18 protein-coding genes are annotated in these 16,877 nt (G+C 69.8%); 6 read left to right on the forward strand and 12 right to left on the reverse strand.

Annotation, left to right across the window (positions count from 1 at the left end; all coding sequences use genetic code 11):
• Positions 1-2,018, reverse strand: a 2,018-nt coding sequence (gene paaZ / locus SK571_RS32060) for a phenylacetic acid degradation bifunctional protein PaaZ (protein ID WP_319987836.1), incomplete at its 3' end; no start/stop codon positions are given.
• 87 nt (positions 2,019-2,105) lie between these two features.
• On the opposite strand from paaZ, the gene SK571_RS32065 reads away from it, so the two are divergent.
• A complete protein-coding gene (locus SK571_RS32065; RefSeq protein WP_319987837.1) occupies positions 2,106-2,630 on the forward strand; it encodes an SMI1/KNR4 family protein in 525 nt (174 codons plus the stop codon).
• Between the two features lie 9 nt (positions 2,631-2,639).
• On the opposite strand, the gene SK571_RS32070 is transcribed toward SK571_RS32065, so the two are convergent.
• The 5 genes from SK571_RS32070 to SK571_RS32090 form a co-directional block, all read right to left on the reverse strand.
• Entirely contained in the window at positions 2,640-3,110 is a 471-nt protein-coding gene (locus tag SK571_RS32070) for a CAP domain-containing protein (RefSeq protein WP_319987838.1), read from the reverse strand.
• Between the two features lie 62 nt (positions 3,111-3,172).
• Positions 3,173-3,556, reverse strand: coding sequence for a cysteine/serine endopeptidase inhibitor (locus tag SK571_RS32075; protein WP_319987839.1), 384 nt, complete (start codon positions 3,554-3,556; stop codon positions 3,173-3,175).
• A 28-nt stretch (positions 3,557-3,584) separates the two neighbouring features.
• Positions 3,585-4,325, reverse strand: a complete 741-nt coding sequence (locus SK571_RS32080) for a thaumatin family protein (protein WP_319987840.1) — start codon at positions 4,323-4,325, stop codon at positions 3,585-3,587.
• Between the two features lie 30 nt (positions 4,326-4,355).
• Positions 4,356-5,555: a response regulator transcription factor gene (locus SK571_RS32085; protein ID WP_319987841.1), complete on the reverse strand. Its 1,200-nt coding sequence runs from the start codon at positions 5,553-5,555 to the stop codon at positions 4,356-4,358.
• Positions 5,552-6,643: a helix-turn-helix transcriptional regulator gene (locus SK571_RS32090; RefSeq protein ID WP_319987842.1), complete on the reverse strand. Its 1,092-nt coding sequence runs from the start codon at positions 6,641-6,643 to the stop codon at positions 5,552-5,554. Before SK571_RS32090 ends, SK571_RS32085 begins: the two co-directional genes overlap by 4 nt.
• Positions 6,644-7,080: 437 nt before the next feature.
• Here SK571_RS32090 and SK571_RS32095 point away from each other — a divergent pair, with 437 nt between their 5' ends.
• A complete protein-coding gene (locus SK571_RS32095) occupies positions 7,081-8,070 on the forward strand; it encodes a hypothetical protein (protein ID WP_319987843.1) in 990 nt (329 codons plus the stop codon).
• A gap of 3 nt (positions 8,071-8,073) precedes the next feature.
• On the opposite strand, the gene SK571_RS32100 is transcribed toward SK571_RS32095, so the two are convergent.
• Positions 8,074-8,997, reverse strand: a complete 924-nt coding sequence (locus tag SK571_RS32100; protein ID WP_319988002.1) for a LysR family transcriptional regulator — start codon at positions 8,995-8,997, stop codon at positions 8,074-8,076.
• A 58-nt stretch (positions 8,998-9,055) separates the two neighbouring features.
• Here SK571_RS32100 and SK571_RS32105 point away from each other — a divergent pair, with 58 nt between their 5' ends.
• Together SK571_RS32105 and SK571_RS32110 are read left to right on the forward strand one after the other, a co-directional pair.
• Positions 9,056-9,724 (forward strand): nitroreductase family protein, encoded by a 669-nt coding sequence (locus SK571_RS32105; RefSeq protein WP_319987844.1) that lies wholly within the window; start codon positions 9,056-9,058, stop codon positions 9,722-9,724.
• 29 nt (positions 9,725-9,753) lie between these two features.
• Positions 9,754-10,617 carry an AraC family transcriptional regulator gene (locus tag SK571_RS32110; RefSeq protein WP_319987845.1) on the forward strand — a complete coding sequence of 288 codons (864 nt, stop codon included), beginning with the start codon at positions 9,754-9,756 and terminating at the stop codon, positions 10,615-10,617.
• On the opposite strand, the gene SK571_RS32115 is transcribed toward SK571_RS32110, so the two are convergent.
• The 3 genes from SK571_RS32115 to SK571_RS32125 form a co-directional block, all read right to left on the reverse strand.
• Complete coding sequence (locus SK571_RS32115; RefSeq protein WP_319987846.1) at positions 10,595-11,761, reverse strand: hypothetical protein; 1,167 nt, start codon at positions 11,759-11,761, stop codon at positions 10,595-10,597. The two genes, SK571_RS32110 and SK571_RS32115, sit on opposite strands and share 23 nt — an antisense overlap.
• Before the next feature lie 15 nt (positions 11,762-11,776).
• Positions 11,777-12,592: an SDR family NAD(P)-dependent oxidoreductase gene (locus tag SK571_RS32120; protein ID WP_319987847.1), complete on the reverse strand. Its 816-nt coding sequence runs from the start codon at positions 12,590-12,592 to the stop codon at positions 11,777-11,779.
• A 200-nt stretch (positions 12,593-12,792) separates the two neighbouring features.
• Positions 12,793-14,448, reverse strand: a complete 1,656-nt coding sequence (locus tag SK571_RS32125) for an AMP-binding protein (RefSeq protein ID WP_319987848.1) — start codon at positions 14,446-14,448, stop codon at positions 12,793-12,795.
• A 94-nt stretch (positions 14,449-14,542) separates the two neighbouring features.
• Between SK571_RS32125 and SK571_RS32130 the strand changes: the two genes are divergently transcribed.
• Positions 14,543-15,304, forward strand: coding sequence for a helix-turn-helix transcriptional regulator (locus SK571_RS32130; RefSeq protein WP_319987849.1), 762 nt, complete (start codon positions 14,543-14,545; stop codon positions 15,302-15,304).
• Positions 15,305-15,727, forward strand: a complete 423-nt coding sequence (locus SK571_RS32135; protein WP_319987850.1) for a nitroreductase family deazaflavin-dependent oxidoreductase — start codon at positions 15,305-15,307, stop codon at positions 15,725-15,727.
• Here the strand turns inward: SK571_RS32135 and SK571_RS32140 are convergent.
• Positions 15,683-16,246, reverse strand: a complete 564-nt coding sequence (locus tag SK571_RS32140) for a hypothetical protein (RefSeq protein WP_319987851.1) — start codon at positions 16,244-16,246, stop codon at positions 15,683-15,685. The genes SK571_RS32135 and SK571_RS32140 overlap by 45 nt on opposite strands.
• Positions 16,243-16,806, reverse strand: a complete 564-nt coding sequence (locus tag SK571_RS32145) for a TetR/AcrR family transcriptional regulator (protein ID WP_319987852.1) — start codon at positions 16,804-16,806, stop codon at positions 16,243-16,245. The genes SK571_RS32140 and SK571_RS32145 overlap by 4 nt, the downstream gene beginning before the upstream one ends.
• Positions 16,807-16,877: the final 71 nt, after the last annotated feature.

The following is a 16,877-nucleotide window of genomic DNA, read 5'->3' on the forward strand; positions in this document are numbered from 1 at the left end:
CTCTTGGCCACGAGCGTGAGCACGTCGTACTTCGCGACCGACTCGCCCTTCTGGTTCGTCACGTCGGCGTCCCAGCGCACCTCGCCGTACTCCTGGTCCTCGCGCGGCGTGATCTGCTTGACCGTCAGGGCCACCGTGAGCTGGTCGCCGGGGAACGTCGGGGTGACGAACCGCAGGTTCTCCAGCCCGTAGTTCGCCAGCACCGGTCCGGGCTCGGGCGAGACGAAGAGCCCCGCCGCGAACGAGACCACCAGGTAGCCGTGGGCGACCCGGCCGCCGAAGAACGGGTTCGCGGCGGCGGCCTCCTCGTCCATGTGCGCGTAGAACGTGTCGCCGGTGAACGTCGCGAAGTGCTCGATGTCCTCCAGTGTCACCTCACGCGGACCGGCGACGACCGTGTCGCCCAGGCGCAGCTCGGCCAGCGTCTTGCGGAACGGGTGCACCGCGTCCTCGCGGCGAGGCGCGCCCGTCACCCAGCGGTTCGTGATGGCGCTCAACGCGCGCGGGCTTCCCTGCACGGCCGTGCGCTGCATGTGGTGCAGCACGCCGCGCATACCGCCCATCTCCTCACCGCCACCGGCCCGGCCGGGGCCGCCGTGCACGAGCATCGGCAGCGGTGAGCCGTGCCCGGTCGACTCGCCGGCGTCCTCGCGGTCGAGCACCAGCAACCGGCCGTGCCACGGTGCCGCGCCGATCACGACCTCGCGCACGAAGTCCGTGTCGGCCGAGACGATGGAGCCCACCAGCGAACCCGCACCGCGCGCGGCCAGCGCCACGGCGTCGTCCACGGAGGTGTAGGGCATCAGCGTCGACACCGGCCCGAACGCCTCGACCTCGTGGGGCTGCACGGCGTCGGCGGCGGCGCGCAGCAGCATCGGCGACATGAACGCGCCGCGCTCGGCGTCAGCGTCCACAAGAGACAGAGCGCCGTCGCCGTAGACGACCGAGGCGTTCTCCCGCAACGCCTTCAGCGACCGGCGGACCTCCTCGCGCTGCTCCAGACCGGCCAGCGCGCCCATCTTCACCGACTTGTCGGCCGGGTTGCCGATGACCACCTCGGCCAGCTTCGCGGCGGTCGCCTCGGCCACGGCGTCCATCAGCGGCTCGGGCACCAGCGCGCGCCGGATCGCCGTGCACTTCTGGCCCGCCTTGGTCGTCATCTCGGTCACCAGCTGGCCGACGAACAGGTCGAACTCGGGCGTGCCGGGGACGGCGTCCGGGCCGAGGATCGAGCAGTTCAGCGAGTCGGCCTCGGCGTTGAACCGCACCGACGACCGGATCACGGCCTGGTGCGTGCGCAGGTGCTGGGCGGTGGACGCGGACCCGGTGAACCCGACCAGGTCCTGCGGGGTGAGGTGGTCGAGCAGGTCGCCGGCCGAACCGCAGACCAGCTGCAACGACCCCTCGGGCAGCAGACCGGAGGCGAGCATCAGCTCGACCAGCTTCTCGGTCACGTACGCCGTCTGGGACGCGGGCTTGATCAGCGACGGCACCCCGGCGATGAACGCGGGCGCGAACTTCTCCAGCGGCCCCCACATGGGGAAGTTGTAGGCGTTGATCTGCACCGCGACGCCGTGCAGGGGCGTGCAGATGTGCTGGCCGACGAACGTGCCGCCCCGCCCGAGCGGCTCGACGGGCCCGTCGACGTAGACCTTGTCGTTGGGCAGCTCGCGCTTGGCCTTGGACGCGTACCCGAGCAGCACGCCGAAGCCGCCGTCGACGTCGATCCACGAGTCGGACCTCGTCGCGCCGCTGCGGGCGGACAGCGCGTACAGCTCGGCCTTGTGCTCCTTGAGGTAGAGCCCGAGGGCCTTCAGCAGCTGCGCGCGCTGGTGGAACGTGAGCTCGCGCAACGCGGGCCCGCCGACCTCTCGCCCGTACCGCAGCGCCGCCCCCATGTCGACGCCCGCCGACGAGATCCGGGCGATCTCCTCGCCCGTCACGGCGTCGTGCAACGGCGCGCCCTCCACCGAAGGCGTGTGCCATCCACCCGACACGTAGCTGCGCAGCAAGCTCATCGAGCCAACCCTTCTCACGAGGGGCCGATGGATCCTCATCGACCCGTCCACCAGGCAACGTATCAGCCGCCGGGTAGCGTCGCGGGCGTGCAGGCTCTGCTCACCGAACTCGGCGAACTGCTCGCGCGGAAGGACCCGCGGGCACGCTCGACGTTGCTGCCGGGGGCCTCCGCCGCGGCCTTCGCTCCGCTGACCGCGAGGCTGCTCGTCCCGCTTCACCCCGACCTCGTGACGTTGTGGGAGTGGCACGACGGCGCCGACCACGGTGAGCCGTCGCCGTTCGAGATCGCGTCGTCCTGCGCGTTCATGAGCGTCGACATGGCCACGCGGACGTGGGACCAGCAGCAGGCGATGCGGGAGGAGTACCCGTACGCGCCGTGGCGGCCGGAGTGGGTGCCGCTCGGCTCGGACGGGTGCGGCGGCCTCCTGGTGGTCGACCACACCCCCGCGTCCGCTTTCCGCGTGTTCATGGCGTTCGCCGAGGCCGGCGAGTTCGTCCACGTCGTGGCGGAGTCACCCCGCGCCATGGTCGCCGACCTCGTGGCCCGCGTGCGCGACGATCTGCCGGTCGATCACATGTCGAGGTACGACCAGCGCTATCCGTTCTCCTGACGGAGCGCCTCAGCGCGTTCCGAAGTTCTGCGTCCAGTAGTGGCCGTACTTGGTGTTCTGCCGGTACTGGTGGCCGACACCGATGTCACGCAGGGCGCAGTTCAGGATGTTGGCGCGGTGGCCGGAGCTGTTCATCCAGCCCCGCACGACGTCGGCGGCCGTCTGGTTCCCGGCGGCGACGTTCTCGGCGGCCCTGGTCCAGCGGGTGTAGCCCGCCCGTTCGATCCGGGTGACCATGCTGCTGCCGTCCGAGCCCGTGTGGCCCACGAAGTTGTGCGTGGCCATGTCGGCCGAGTGCCGCTGGGCCGCGGTGCTCAGCGCCGCGTTCTGCCGCAGAGCCGGACATCCCGCTTTGGCGCGTTCGGCGTTCGTGAGGGCGATGACGTCCTCCTGCACGGTGGCCGCCGTGGCATGAGGTGTGAGGGTGGCCGCCAGTGCCAGGGTCGCGGCGGCGAGCAGGGAAGTGCGCAACGCGAACATGGTCGATCTCCTGTGGAGAAGGGGGAGCCAGGACCCCTGGCTCCCCCTTGGTTTGAACGGCGTCAGACGATTTCCCAGTTCACGGAGATGATCCCGAGCGACGTGTCGGCCAGCCGGGAGAACGCGGGCTGGCTGAGATCGATCTTGTTGCTCGCGCAGCTGGGGCACTTGTCCTTGATGGGCACTGTGATGGTGCGGCCGTTGTGCGTGACCCGGATGGACTTGCGGCACAGCGGGTCGTTGTTCGGGTTGGGCGTGGTCCACAGCGCGGCGGGTGCCGCCACCAGCAGCTCGGTCGCCGCGTTGATCCTGGTGCCGCAGGCGCCGTAGCCGGCGTCGTTGTAGTAGCTGGCGGTGCCGCTGACGGCGGAGGCCGTGCCGGAGAAGACGAACGACAGGGCCGCGGCCGTCGCGACGGCGCCGAGCACCTTGGCGGTGGGCTTCATCGTTTTCCTTTCAGGGGTGGAGATCGTTTCAGGCCACGGAGTTGAACGTGACCTTGAAACCGCTGCAGTTCGCGCACTGGTACACGGTCTGGTTGCCGGGCTCGGTGTCCTGCTTGGACCACGCGTAGGCCTTGGGGCAACGGGACTTGATGGTGGAGCTGTAGTCGGTCTGGGCGTCGCGGTTGGGGTTGACGCAGTTGATGCGCTGACCGTTGGCGCCGTACTTGACGTACGCGGGGTTGCAGAAGGGCAACAGGTTCTCGGGGCAACCGGCGGTGCCGCACGAGGTGGAACCCGGTGGTATCGAGGCGTTCACCGGGGTGATGGTCACCGGCACGGAGAAGGCGTTGACGTAGCTGACGTTGTACCAGGGGGCGAGCCGGTCGCGGGTGTCGAAGTTGAACTCGGCGAGGCTGGCCGGCTGTTCACCGGTGACGCACCGGGCGGCCTGGACACCGCAGTCCCCCACCGCGCAACGGAAGTCCGCGCCGGAGGTCCCGGTGCAGCCCTGCCGGGCGAAGAACGTGCCGCGCCAGTGGCCCGGCGAGGCGGTCTCGGGGATCGTGATGGTCGCGGACTGGCCGTGGCGCAGCGTGGGCAGGTTCGTCAGCGCCTTGGAGCCGTCCGCGTTGACGGTGCTGCCGACCCAGATCGTCTGACCGGTGTTGTTGACCAGGGTGACCGTGTGGTCGATCGCCGCGTTCGCGGTCGGCACGCCGGCGACGGCGAAGGTGAGTGCGAACAAGGCCGCGAGTAGTCGTGTGAGCATCTGCGGGCTCCCTCCCTCAGGGCTCCACGATCACCCGCGGGGACCTTCCGCAGCACCACGGTCGGTCCGCAAAGTTCTTTCGTGGAGCCAGGCCCACCGGGTGGCCCGCAACTCCCGGCGGCCCGACAGCCCGAGCTTGCGGTAGACCCTGGTCAGGTGCAGTTCGACGGTCCGCGTCGCCATCGCGAGCCGGGACGCGATCTCCTTGTTGTTCAGGCCGGCGCACACGAACCGGGCGACCTCGGCTTCGACGGGGGTCAGCTCCGGCGCCGCGACACCGCGCGCGGCTTCGTCGACCCGCCGCAGCAGAACGGTGTCGCCGACGTCCAGTGCCGTGCCACGGGCACGCGTGTAGATCTCGCGCGCCGCCGCCTGTTTGCCGTGCACGACGAGGCGATCGCCGTAGTCGCACAGCACTTCCGCGAGCTCCATCCGGGCGTGTGCCATGTCCAGCAAGCGGATCGCACGTTCGTAGGCCACCAGGTCCTCGCCGTCGGGAGGACTCGCCGCCGCGACCGCCGACAGGCTCCAGCCGAGCGCTCTGGGCTCACCCCAGCGCGCCGCGGCGGTGTGCTCCTCCAACGCCAGCCGCAGGGCTTCCCCGGTGTCCCCGCACGCCAGCGCGGCGCGTGCCGCCAGAGAACGCCACGGCAGCACAGCGGGATTGCCGGCGCCGGCCTCCCGGCCGCACGCGAGACAGCCGTCCAGGGCGTCCCGCGGACGGCCCTGCGCCATCGCCACCACCGCCTCGGCCGCGAGGCGCAGCGGACCATCGGCGTCGTGGCCGAGCAGCGCGGCTTCGGCCTCCTGGAGCTCCCCTCGGGCCACGAGCAGTTCCACCGTCGAGAGCAGCACGACCGGGCGGATCTCGGCCGCGATGCCGTTGTGCCGCAGCAGAGCGAGCAGCGACGAGCACCTCGCGAGGTCACCGGTGCGGCGCGCGACGCAGGCCTGGGCGAGCACCACGTGCTCCGCCAGCACCTGGTCGCCGGGTCTCTCTTCGAGCAGGGCGAGGCTGTGCGCGTCGGCGGCGCCGAGCTCGCCCGCGCAGACCAGCGTGCCCAAAGCACGCGACACGCACTGCGCGTTCGCCCTGCAGGCAGTGGATTCCAGCGCCTGCTCGGCCGCCTGGACGGCGTCGGTCCAGTTCTCCCCCGCCTCCAGCAGATCCGCCGCGACGGCCGCCGGGCACTCGTGGCCCGACCGGCAGACCGGCGTCGGCGCGTTCACGCCGTCGGGACGAACGCCCGGCGCAGCCCCGGCCTGCCCGCCACGCCCATCTTGCGGTAGACGCGGGTGAGGTGGAACTCGACGGTGCGCAACGTCAGGCCCAGCTCGGCGGCGATCTCGCGGTTCGACCTCCCCGCCCTGGCCAGCAGGGCGATCCTGCGTTCCTGGGCGCTCAACGCGGACTCGCCGTCTTTGCGCAACAGCCGCGACGTCAGCGCCTCCGCCGCTTTAGTCCATTGTGGACAAGAACGCAGGTGCCGTGCGTGCTTGCGGGCGCGCTCGACCTCGCCGCGCGCGAGCAGGAGCTGCGCCAGGTCGTGCCGCGCGCGGAAAGCCTCGGAGGTCCGCCCCAGGTAGGTGATCGCTTCTTCGAGCAGGACGTCGTCACCGCCGCGCGCCAGCGCCGAGGCGTGCAGCGCGAGTCCGATGCCCCGTGGCGCGCCCCAGCGTCTCGCCGCGACCAGGTCCTTGTCGGCACAGATCCGCGCGAGCACGAGGTCTCCCTGGTCCACGGCGGCCAGCGCGGCCCACGACCGCCATGGCAGCACCGCTGGATTCACGACACCCGACGCCGCGAGGAGCCGCCCGCATTCGAGGAACTCGTCCAGCGCCGCGGCGCTCTGCCCCTCCGCCAGCAGGAGCCGGCCGCGGGCGAAGTGCAGTTCGGCGCTGTCCGGGGCACGTTCCGCCTCCAGCACGGCGCGTGCCCTGCCGAGTTCTCCGGTCTCGGTGAGCGCGAGGACCAGCCACGCGGTCGCGACGACGCGCAACCGGGGGCGGACACTCCGGTCGAGCAGCCGGACCGCCGCGCGAGGGTCGCCGCGCAGCAGCATGATCCGGCCACCGAGCAGGCCGTGGACGTCCCGGCTGACGCCGGTGGCGGCGATCCAGTGCCGGTGGGCCAGATCGAGCTCGTCGGCGCGGGTCAGGACCAGCACCGCCTGCCAGAACGTGTCGTCGTCCGCCGGCTCCGCCGTCAGCGCCTGCCGTGCGGCGGCGACCGCCTCCGTCCGGCAGATGAGGACACCCGGCTCATTCCACCGTCCGTTCTGGACCAATTCGAATCGGAGCGGGTCGTTGTTCGTCATTCGACGGCGTCCTTCCCTGCCCGGATCACACCAGATCGCAGTCGGCCAATTGATACGCGGTGCGACTTTCTCCCACCATTGTTCCCGTTTGGAACACCGATTTGATCAATGCACCTGAGCAGCAGAAACACGGCATGGCCGACTCCTCCGCACACCGTCTCGATTGGACGTCCACCTGGTCTGGACCATACCGCCGATCACATCTCGACAGAACCGGAATTTCTTCTTTCTTCTTCACTTGGCAAATCGGATCAACAGGAGTATTCAAGGGCTCCACCGCGTCTTCGACTACCACAGCCGGGCACATCGGGGAATTGCCGGCCGGACCCGGCGATCATGCGGTCCCAGCTGATAATTCGTATTACAGCCTTGTTTCGTCGCATCGTCACCCCCTACCGTCCGGAACCTCGGAGTCCTCGACGCAAAGGAGCGTTCCCATGGCACCGAACCGCCGACAACTGCTGCTCGGGACAGCGGGCGCGGCCGTGCTGGCAGCGAGCGCGGGGGCAGCGCCCCAGGCCGTCGCCGCACCCGCGGGGTTCCCGGACTACCGGTACCGCAGGCTCGCCCTGGTCAAGAGCAAGCTCCGCTACAACCCCACCGGCGAACTGATCTTCCCCACCATCCGCGGCACGAGGGACCGGATCCCCGGCGCGCTCGCCGCGTACTACCTCTACTACGCACCGCACGACGCCCCCGGCGGCATCTGCCTGGCGTACGCGAACACGCTGGACGAGGAGTTCACCGAGTACGCCGGCAACCCGATCATCACGCGGAGCTGGCCCGGCGAGTACACCGTGTCGCACGTGTCGTCGCCGCACGCGATGTGGAACGACGACGTCAAGCGCATGTACCTGTACTTCCACGGCGAGAACACCGTGACGCGGCTGGCCAGCTCCGCCGACGGCATCCACTTCTCCTACGAGAAGGAGGTCCTGTCCACGCGCCTGTTGCCCGCGGGGACCACGGAGACCTCCTACGCCAGGGTGTTCCGGCACGACCTGCCGTCGCGCAACGCCCGCTACGTGATGGTGTTCATGCTCAACAACACGACGAACCGGCGGGACATCGGGTGGGGCTGGTCGGCGAACGCCCGCGACTGGACGTTCTCGCAGACCCCGCTCGTGCGGCACCAGGACGTGGGCGCGGTCAACGTCGGCGGCCCGCACCTGTTGTTCCGCAACAACAGCGTCTACGTCGTCTACAACACCGACATCGGCAGCGGCGGCAACATCCTGATCACCGAGGTGGGCCTCGACTTCAGCAAGCGCAACCACCTCGGCGTCTTCCACGACTCGTTGTCCGGCGCACCGGACAACGGCAGGTCTGCCGCGCCGTCCTTCGGCACGTACCAGGGCCGGGAGTACATGATCTACGAGGCCGGGGACCGGCTGGCCGGCAACATCGCGATCGCGCAAGCGATCTGACGGTCACCGGTTCCGGGCGAACAGCGCGGCGCAGTGGTCGGCGAACGCTTGCGCGCGACGCGTGAGCGGTCCGCCGGCCGCCCAGCCGAGCACCACGGGTGTCGTGGGCACCTCGTCGCGCAACGCCACCGCCACCACCTCCAGCCCTTCGTAGGACGTGGTCAGCGCGGGCTGCTGGACGGTGATCGAGTAGCCGATGCCCCTGGCCACCAGCGAGCGCGCCAGTTCGAAGCTGCGCGCCCGATGCGTCACGACCATCTCGGCGCCGGCCGCCGTGAACAACGAACGGAAGTAGCGCTCGCTCGGCGGGACGTCCAGCAGCACGAACGGATCGTCCGCGAGTTCGCGCAGAGCCACCGCACGACGCCGGCGCAGGCGATGCCCGGCGGGCAGCAGCACCTTGGGCGACTGGTCGTACAACGTCCGGGTGGCGATGCCGGGCACCAGGTCCTGGTCGTAGAGGAACGCGATCTCGCACCGCCCGGTGATCAGGTCCTCGCCGATCTCCGGCAGGCTCCCCTCCACGAACCGCACGGACACCTCCGGGTGTGCGCGTTCGAACGTCGCGATCGCCGCAGGCAGGTGGAACGGCGCGATCGGCGCGTAGCAACCGACCGTCAGCACACCGCTGACCTGCCGGCTCAACCCCCGTGCCTCGGCTCCCAGGTCGCCCATCGCCCCGACCACGCGGCGGGCGTCCGCGAGCACCCGCACACCCGCCGCCGTCAGCGCCGCTCCCCTGCGCGGCGACCGGACGACCAGGCGCAGGTCCAGCACCCGTTCCAGCTCGCTCAGCGCCAGTGAGATCGCGCCCTGCGACACGTGACACCGCGCGGCGGCCGCGGTCAGCGAGCCCGTCTCGGCCACCGCGATCAGGTACTCGAGCTGCCGCGCGTCACGTTGGGCAAATTCATGAGCTGAGCTTATGACTGACCGGAGAAATGTGAACTGGTCAAAAGAGTGCGGCACGGGCATCGTCCGGACCGTGACCCGACCGCACACCCACCCGTTCATCCCGTTCACCCCGCCCCGGCTGCCGATCGAGGAAGGACTCGACCGCGGCAGGGCCTTCCACCGGCTGCTCGACGCGCGCCGGTCCGTGCGCTGGTTCTCCCCGGATCCCGTGCCGGCCGAGGCGATCGAGCTCGCGGTCCTGGCCGCGAACACCGCCCCGAGCGGCGCGCACCAGCAGCCGTGGCGGTTCGTCGCGACCCGGAACCCGGATCTCAAGCGCCGCATCCGTACAGCGGCCGAAGAGGAGGAACGCCGCTTCTACCACGAGCGCGAGCTGCCGGAATGGCATGCGGCGCTGGCACACCTGGAGACCGACGCGAACAAGGAGTTCCTGGAGATCGCGCCGTGGCTGGTGGTCTCGTTCGCCCAGAAGCAGCAGGACGGCAGGAAGACCTACTACACCAACGAAAGCGTCGGCATCGCGTGCGGGCTCTTCATCGCGGCACTGCACTCGATGGGCCTGGCGACGCTGACGCACACGCCGAACCCGATGACGTTCCTGACCGACCTGCTCGGACGCGAGGGCGAGCGGCCGTACATCCTCTTCCCGGTCGGCTACCCGGCGGACGACTGCGAGGTGCCGGACCTGCGCCGCAAACCGCTCGAAGAGGCGCTGACGTTCGCCGGCGGACTTGCCTGATCGTCCCACCACCGTGGACCATCGGGGACGTGGACGAGCTACGCGCGCTGATCGCCAGACATGCCCGGCCGGACATGACCACGATCATCGACGACGTCCTGGTGTCGAGGACGACGGCCGGAGGCCCGCCCGCGCCGTCGATGTCCGGCACGATCCTCGCGTTCGTCGCCCAAGGCCGCAAACGCATCGCACTGGGCGAGCGCGTCTACGACTACCGGGCGGGCCAGTACCTGGTGGCCTCGATCGACATGCCGATCACCGGCAACTACGTCGGCATCAGCCCGTCCGAACCCGCGCTCGGCCTCGGCCTGGTCCTCAAGCCGGAGCTGGTCGCCGAACTGCTGCTGACGGGCGACCTCCCGAAGGCCGCGGGCACTCCGGAGGGCCTGGCCGTCAGCGACGCCTCCCCCGAGCTGATCGACGCCGTGACCAGGCTCGCCCGCCTCCTCGACCAGCCGAGGGACGCGCGGGCGCTCGCCCCGCTGATCAAGCGGGAGATCCTCTGGCGCGTCATGACCGGCGAACAGGGCGCGGTCGTCCGCCAGCTGGGCGCGCAGGACAGCAGCCTGAGCCACATCGCCAGGGCGGTCCGGTGGATCCGGGAGAACTACGCCGAGTCGTTCAAGGTCGAGAACGTCGCGCGGATCGCGGGCATGAGCGAGTCGGCGTTCTACCGCAACTTCCAGGCCGTCACGGCGATGAGCCCGATCCAGTTCCAGAAGCAGATCCGGTTGCAGGAGGCCAGGTTGCTGCTCGCGACGAACTCCGACGTGACGAGCGTCAGCCACCGGGTCGGCTACGACAGCCCGTCGCAGTTCAGCCGCGAGTACCGGCGCCAGTTCGGCGCGCCGCCCAGCAGGGACGCGAAGCTCAGGCTGCAGCCCGCTCTCTGACGTCCAGGTACACCGCGCGGACCTCCAGCGTCCGCTCGACCTTCTCGATCACGGGCGCGAAGAACTGGCGCCGGTGCTCGGCGTCGCTCATCGAGGTCACCGAGAAGTACATGCTGCCGAACGCGGCGAACAGCGTGGCGTTGCGCAGCATCGCCGACGGCACACCCGGCCACGACATCTCCGGCCGCTGTCCGATCCACAGCTCGGCGATCGCGGGCGTCACGACGATCAGGCCCAGCACGACGAAGAACGCGAACAGCGCGAGCCCGATCACGGCTGCCTGCACGAGTTGCCGGATCGCGAGCATCACCAGCAGGTTGCGCGTCTGACGGCCGTTCAACCGCTTGGCCGGCAACGGCTCGGTGATGTCCACTCCGGACAGCGGCGTGCCCTTGCAGGCGGTCTTCAACACCTCCGGCCGCAGGTCCTGTTCCACGCGGCCGATCTCGTCGCGCAGCCGGGCGGCGGCCGCGAGCACGGTGATCGAGGCGAACAGCAGCACGACCAGGCTGACCCGCGGCCACAGCAGCTGGTTCATCGCCTGCCACAGCTCACCGGTGAAGAACAGGAACAGCGTCACGAACAGCATCGGCGGCAACGCCCGGCCGAGCAGGTGCACGCTGTTGCTCAGGTCGGCGATCACGTGCCGGATGGCGGCCTTGAGCAGTGCCCCCAGCCCGTAGGTGGTGGCCAGCATCGTCGCCACGAAGGCCACACCGAAGAAAACGACGAACCACAGCGCGGTGACCCACCACTCCGTCTCGGGGTCGTCGGCTCCAGGCGTGGTGACCTTGTCGTTGATGGCGAGCTGCAGCAACGGCACGATGACCGGCATCGCCGCGTACGCCACCAGCACCACCACGGTCGTGCGCGGGGAGAAGCTCGGCAGCCGCCGCACGAACAGCGACAACAGGATCCACGCGGACACCATCACCGCGACGATCACGCCGAGCAGCACCCACTTCGACAGGCCGGTGGACTTGAGCAGCACCAGCCACGCGAGGCTGCCGACCGCGACGAACGTCAGCGCCGGCATCATCCGCGGCAGCACGTGCGACCGGAACCCGTAGCCCTCGATCATCGTCGGCGCGCCCTGCCGGACGAACCACTGCTCGGTCCGCCGCACGACCGTCTCCGAAGCCACGGCGAGGATCATGCCTCACCGCTCGAACAGGCGCGCCATGATGGAGTAGTAATGCGTCGGGGTGATGCGGGCGAGTGCGTCGAACACGTAGGCGTCCGGCCCGACCAGCACGCGTGCCTTGCCGCGTTCGACACCGCGGTGGATGACCTCGGCGGCCTTGTCCGGGGTGGTCAGCGCGATCTTGTCGAAGTCCGCGGCGATCTGGTCGAGCGACCGGCCCTGCTCGTCGAGCTCGGTGTGGATGCGCCCGTTGCGGACGATGTTGGTCTTGATGCCGCCGGGGTGCACCGCGACCGCCGAGACGCCGGTGCCGCGCAGTTCCTGGCGCAGCGAGTCGGTGAAACCGCGGACGGCGAACTTCGCGGCGCAGTAGGCGCTCTGGTTCGGCATGCCGCACAGCCCGAACACGCTGGAGGTGTTCACGACGACGCCGTAGTTCTGCTTGAGCAGCAACGGCAGGAACGCCCGCGTGCCGTTCACGACACCCCAGTAGTTGATGTCGAACAGCCAGGAGTCGTCCTCCGCCACGGAGTTCAGCACGCTCGTCGACGTGGCGACGCCCGCGTTGTTGAACACCGCCGCGAGCGGCAGGTCCAGCCAGGCCCGCACCTCTTCCGCGAACAGCTTCACGTCGTCGGCGTCACGCACGTCGAGCACCCGGCTGAGCACGGGTCCGCTGAGCGAGGCGGCGGTCTTCTCCAGCTCGATCTCGTTGACGTCGGCGATGACCACCGGGGAACCGTGCCGCGACAACCTCTGCGCGAGGCTGCGGCCGATTCCCGAGGCCGCCCCGGTGATCACGGCCGGACGTCCTGAGATCTTGCGGACCATGTCTGCTCCTGTCGTGTAGGGCCTGTATCGAAGTCTGGTTCGATGAGAGCTGCGCTTGAGGTGGTTTCTGGTGGTGCGGCCGGACGGCCCGCATACCGGTGTTGTATGTGGGCCATCCGGCCGTGCCACCAGGGGCCGCCTCGGGCCCGGCTGTCGCGGATCAGACTTCGATACAGGCCCTAGGACGGCGGAGCTCCACGTTAGCGGCGCAGCTCGGGGAACTGGTCGTCCCGCCACTCCCCTGTTCCGGCGACGCCCTTCTCCTCCCGTTCCCGCAGATCGACGCGCCGGATCTTGCCGGACACGGTCTTGGGCAGCTCGTAGAACTCAAGACGCCGGATCCGCTGGAACGGCGCCAGGTTCTCGCGCGCGTGCCGCAGGATCTGCAGCGCCGTCTCGCGGTCGGGCTCCCATCCCGCGCTCAGCGCCACGTAGGCCTTGGGCACCGCGAGCCTGACCGGATCGGGCGCAGGGACCACGGCCGCCTCGGTGACCGCCGGGTGCTCGATCAGCACGCTCTCCAGTTCGAACGGCGAGATCTTGTAGTCCGACGCCTTGAACACGTCGTCCGTGCGCCCGATGTAGAAGAGGTAGCCGTCTTCGTCCCGGCTCGCGATGTCGCCCGTGTGGTAGTAACCGCCGGCCATCGCCTCGGCGTTGCGTTGCTCGTCGCCGTGGTAGCCGACCATCAACGACATCGGCCGCCGGCTGAGGTCGATGCAGATCTCGCCCTCGTCGGCCTGCTCGCCGGTGATCGGGTCGACGAGCACGACCGGGACGCCCTGCAACGGCCGTCCCATCGAACCGGGCTTCACGGGCGCGCCCGGCACGTTGCCGACCGACAGCGTCGTCTCGGTCTGGCCGAAGCCGTCGCGGATCGTGAGGCCCCACTGCTGCTGGACCTGCTCGACCACCTCGGGGTTCAGCGGCTCCCCGGCGGCGACGACCTCCCGCAGCGCGCCGGGGCCGCCGCCGAGGTCGGCCTTGATCAGCATCCGCCACACGGTCGGCGGCGCGCAGAACGTGGTGACGCCCTTCGCGCGGATCTGGCCGAGCAGCGCGGCCGCGTCGAACCGGGCGTAGTTGTAGACGAAGATCGTCGCCTCGGCGATCCACGGCGCGAAGAAGCAGCTCCAAGCGTGCTTGGCCCAGCCGGGCGAGCTGATGTTCAGGTGCACGTCGCCGGGCTTCACACCGATCCAGTGCATGGTCGTGAGATGGCCGGCCGGGTAGGAGACCTGGGTGTGCTCGACGAGCTTGGGACGGCTGGTCGTGCCGGAGGTGAAGTAGAGCAGCAGCCGGTCGTCGGCCTTGGTCTCCGGGTGGGGCAACGGGTCGTCCGGCGCCTCGGCCGTTTCCGCGTAGTCGAGCCATCCCGCCGGCGCGCCACCGACCGAGATCAGCACCGGACCGTCCTCGAACTTGCCGGCGTCCTCGGCCCGCGCGATGACGTGCCGCACCGAACCCCGCCGCAGCCGGTCGGCGAGGTCGGCAGGCCCGAGTGCGGTGGTGGTCGGCATGATCACCGCGCCGAGCTTCATCACCGCGAGCATCGACTCCCACAGCTCGGCCTGGTTGCCCAGCATGATCATCACGCTGTCGCCCCGGCCGACGCCGTGCGACGCGAGCCAGTGCGCGACGCCGTTCGACCGGCGGCGCAGCTCGTCGAACGAGCAGGCGCGCTCGGAGCCGTCCTCCTCGACGATGTGCAACGCCGTGGTGGTGTTGCCCTGCGCGATGACGTCGAACCAGTCGTGCGCCCAGTTGAAGCCGCCGTCGAAGCTGGGCCAGGTGAACGCGCCGGGGTCCGCGAGCATCGAGTCGCGGGCCGCGCGGTAGATGTCGTGACTGGACATGTCGCAGAGGGTGGGAGCACCGGGGCCGCAGGTATACCCCCGGACGGGGGTGTACCCCTTTTCGAGGGTGCGGCCGTCAGCGAGACTGCTGGACGTGCTGCCAGACCGTCTCCAGGCATTGCTGCCGCAGCGTCTGGACATGCTCCGCCGGGCCACCGGGCTGCCGGTCGTGTTCGGTGGCGCGGTCACGCCCGGCCGCGACCTGCTGCTGAGCAGCTTCCAGGGCACGCGCGGCACGTCGTTGCACGGACTGCGCGTCGGCACCGGCCGGGGCCTGGGCGGCACGGCGATCGCGATGGGCACCGCGGTCCGCGTCAACGACTACGCCTCGACCAGGGCGATCACCCACGAGTTCGATCAGATGGTGGTCGTGGACGAACGTCTGACCTCGGTGTTCGCCTACCCGGTGACGGTGCGCGGCACGGTGCACGGCGTCCTCTACGGGGCCGTGCGCGGGCAGGCGACAGTGGGTGACCGGGCGATCAGGATGGCCGGCGCCATCGCACAGGGATTCGCACAGGACCTGGACATGCCTTCCATTCACACCCAGGCCGCACTCCGCGAGCTCGCCGAGGTCGCCAAGCTCGTCGGCGATCCCGTGCTGCGCGAACGACTCCGCAAGGTGCACCAGAACCTCGGCGGCGAAGCGCCCGTCAGCGTCCCCACCGGACTGACCCCGCGGGAACTCGATACGCTGCGGCTGGCCGCGGTCGGTGCGTCCAACCGGGAGATCGCCGCCGAGCTCGGGTTGAGCACCGAAACCGTCAAGGCCTACCTCCGGGGCGCGATGCGCAAGCTGGGGGTGCACAACAGAACCGCCGCCGTCCACGCGGCGAGGTCGACGGGAGCATTCTGAATGTCGTTGCTGGAGAAGGCCGTGATCGGCACCGATCGCCTGCTCTACAAGCTGACCGGCGGCAAGTTCACCCTCGTCTCGCTGTCGAGGCAGACGGGCCTGACGCTCATCACCGTCGGCGCCAAGTCCGGTGAGCGGCGGGAGAACCAGGTCCAGTACGTGGCCGACGGCGACTCGATGCTGGTGGTGGGTTCCAACTGGGGCAAGCCCCACCACCCCGCGTGGACCACGAACCTGCTGAAGAACCCGGACATCCAGGTCAACGTGCGCGGTGACGTCCGCGACGTGCGGGGCACGCTGCTCGAAGGGGCCGAGCGGGAGGCCGCCTGGACCCGCATGGTGGCGGCCTGGCCCGCGTTCCAGGACTACGTGGAGCGCTCAGGCGGCCGCGAACTGCGGGTCTTCCGCCTCACTGCGCGCTGAGTCCCACGCCAGCCACACGCAGCCCACGACCATGAGCACGCCGTGGGCGATCCGCACCACCGGTGGCGTGAAGAACTGCGGCAGGAACAACGCGAACCCGGCGGCGAAGACGATCGCCGCAGTGGTGCGGAGCTTCAGCGCGACCATGACCGCCGCGACCCCCATGGTGACGAGGCCGAGCGCGAAAGTCGTGACGGCAACGGGGTTGTAGCGCACGGACTCGGCCAGTTCGAGGATGTTCGGCTGCTGTGCGACGGCGTGCAGACCGAAGTCCTCGGCGCCGTAGTACGGCAGCGTGAGACCCGCGCCGACCCAGAACGTGATCGCGGCCGTGCGGTGGATCTGCAGCAGCGCGATCGGCACGAGGATGAAGCCGATCATGGCGAACAGGTGCGACAGCACCCACGCGGTCGACCCCATCGAGGCCGCGGCGCCCGCCGCCGTCGTTTCGTCGTGCCACGGTCTTGACGCGGGATACAGCAGGAAGAGCAGGCCTGCGGCCGAAAGCGTCCACTTCACGATTGCCCCCTGAGATCATCGAGATACATCCGGACGAGCTGGTCGTAGGTCTCGTCGAGGTCTTCCGGCAGGCCGAACCCGCCACTGGACTCGATGGACGCGAAACCGTGCACGATCACCCGCAGCCGCCGCGCGGCGTGGACGGCGTCCGAGCCCTCCAGGCCGTAGCTCCGCAGCGTCGCGAGGACCAGTTCCATGAACTTCAGGCCGGCCGCCCGCTGCAGTTCGTCGTGCAGCGGGTCCATCGGCGCGGCCGCATAGCGCTTCGGGTGCTTCTGGACGTACGCGCGGTACGCGTGCACGAGCGCGCTGACGGCCTCGTCGCCCGACCGGCCCACCACGGTTTCGGTGAGCCAGGCGGTCATGTGCTCCATCACCCTCAGGCCGACGTGGGCCCGGAGGTCGCCGAGGCTCGCGACGTGCTTGTACAGCGACGGCGTGGCGACACCGGTCCGTGCGGCGACGGCGGCGAGCGTCAGTGCGTCGATGCCCTGCTCGTCGACCAGCTCCAGTGCGGCGTCGACGACCTTGGCGGTGGTGAGACGTGAGCGAACTGCCATAGCCCAAAAGCTAACGCCATTAGCCGCCAACGTCAAGCGCGGAGATTTTGTGAAGATCTTGCGGATTCCGG

The organism is Lentzea kristufekii (assembly GCF_033949925.1).
GTDB classification, from domain to species: Bacteria; Actinomycetota; Actinomycetes; order Mycobacteriales; family Pseudonocardiaceae; genus Lentzea; species Lentzea kristufekii.

Bases quoted from the DNA above. Each gene is read 5' to 3' on its own strand.
- SK571_RS32120 (WP_319987847.1), bottom strand. From the start codon at position 12,592: ATGGTCCGCAAGATCTCAGGACGTCCGGCCGTGATCACCGGGGCGGCC.
- SK571_RS32070 (WP_319987838.1), bottom strand. From the start codon at position 3,110: ATGTTCGCGTTGCGCACTTCCCTGCTCGCCGCCGCGACCCTGGCACTG.
- SK571_RS32125 (WP_319987848.1), bottom strand. From the start codon at position 14,448: ATGTCCAGTCACGACATCTACCGCGCGGCCCGCGACTCGATGCTCGCG.
- SK571_RS32080 (WP_319987840.1), bottom strand. From the start codon at position 4,325: ATGCTCACACGACTACTCGCGGCCTTGTTCGCACTCACCTTCGCCGTC.
- SK571_RS32095 (WP_319987843.1), top strand. From the start codon at position 7,081: ATGGCACCGAACCGCCGACAACTGCTGCTCGGGACAGCGGGCGCGGCC.
- SK571_RS32075 (WP_319987839.1), bottom strand. From the start codon at position 3,556: ATGAAGCCCACCGCCAAGGTGCTCGGCGCCGTCGCGACGGCCGCGGCC.
- SK571_RS32090 (WP_319987842.1), bottom strand. From the start codon at position 6,643: ATGACGAACAACGACCCGCTCCGATTCGAATTGGTCCAGAACGGACGG.
- SK571_RS32135 (WP_319987850.1), top strand. From the start codon at position 15,305: ATGTCGTTGCTGGAGAAGGCCGTGATCGGCACCGATCGCCTGCTCTAC.
- SK571_RS32145 (WP_319987852.1), bottom strand. From the start codon at position 16,806: ATGGCAGTTCGCTCACGTCTCACCACCGCCAAGGTCGTCGACGCCGCA.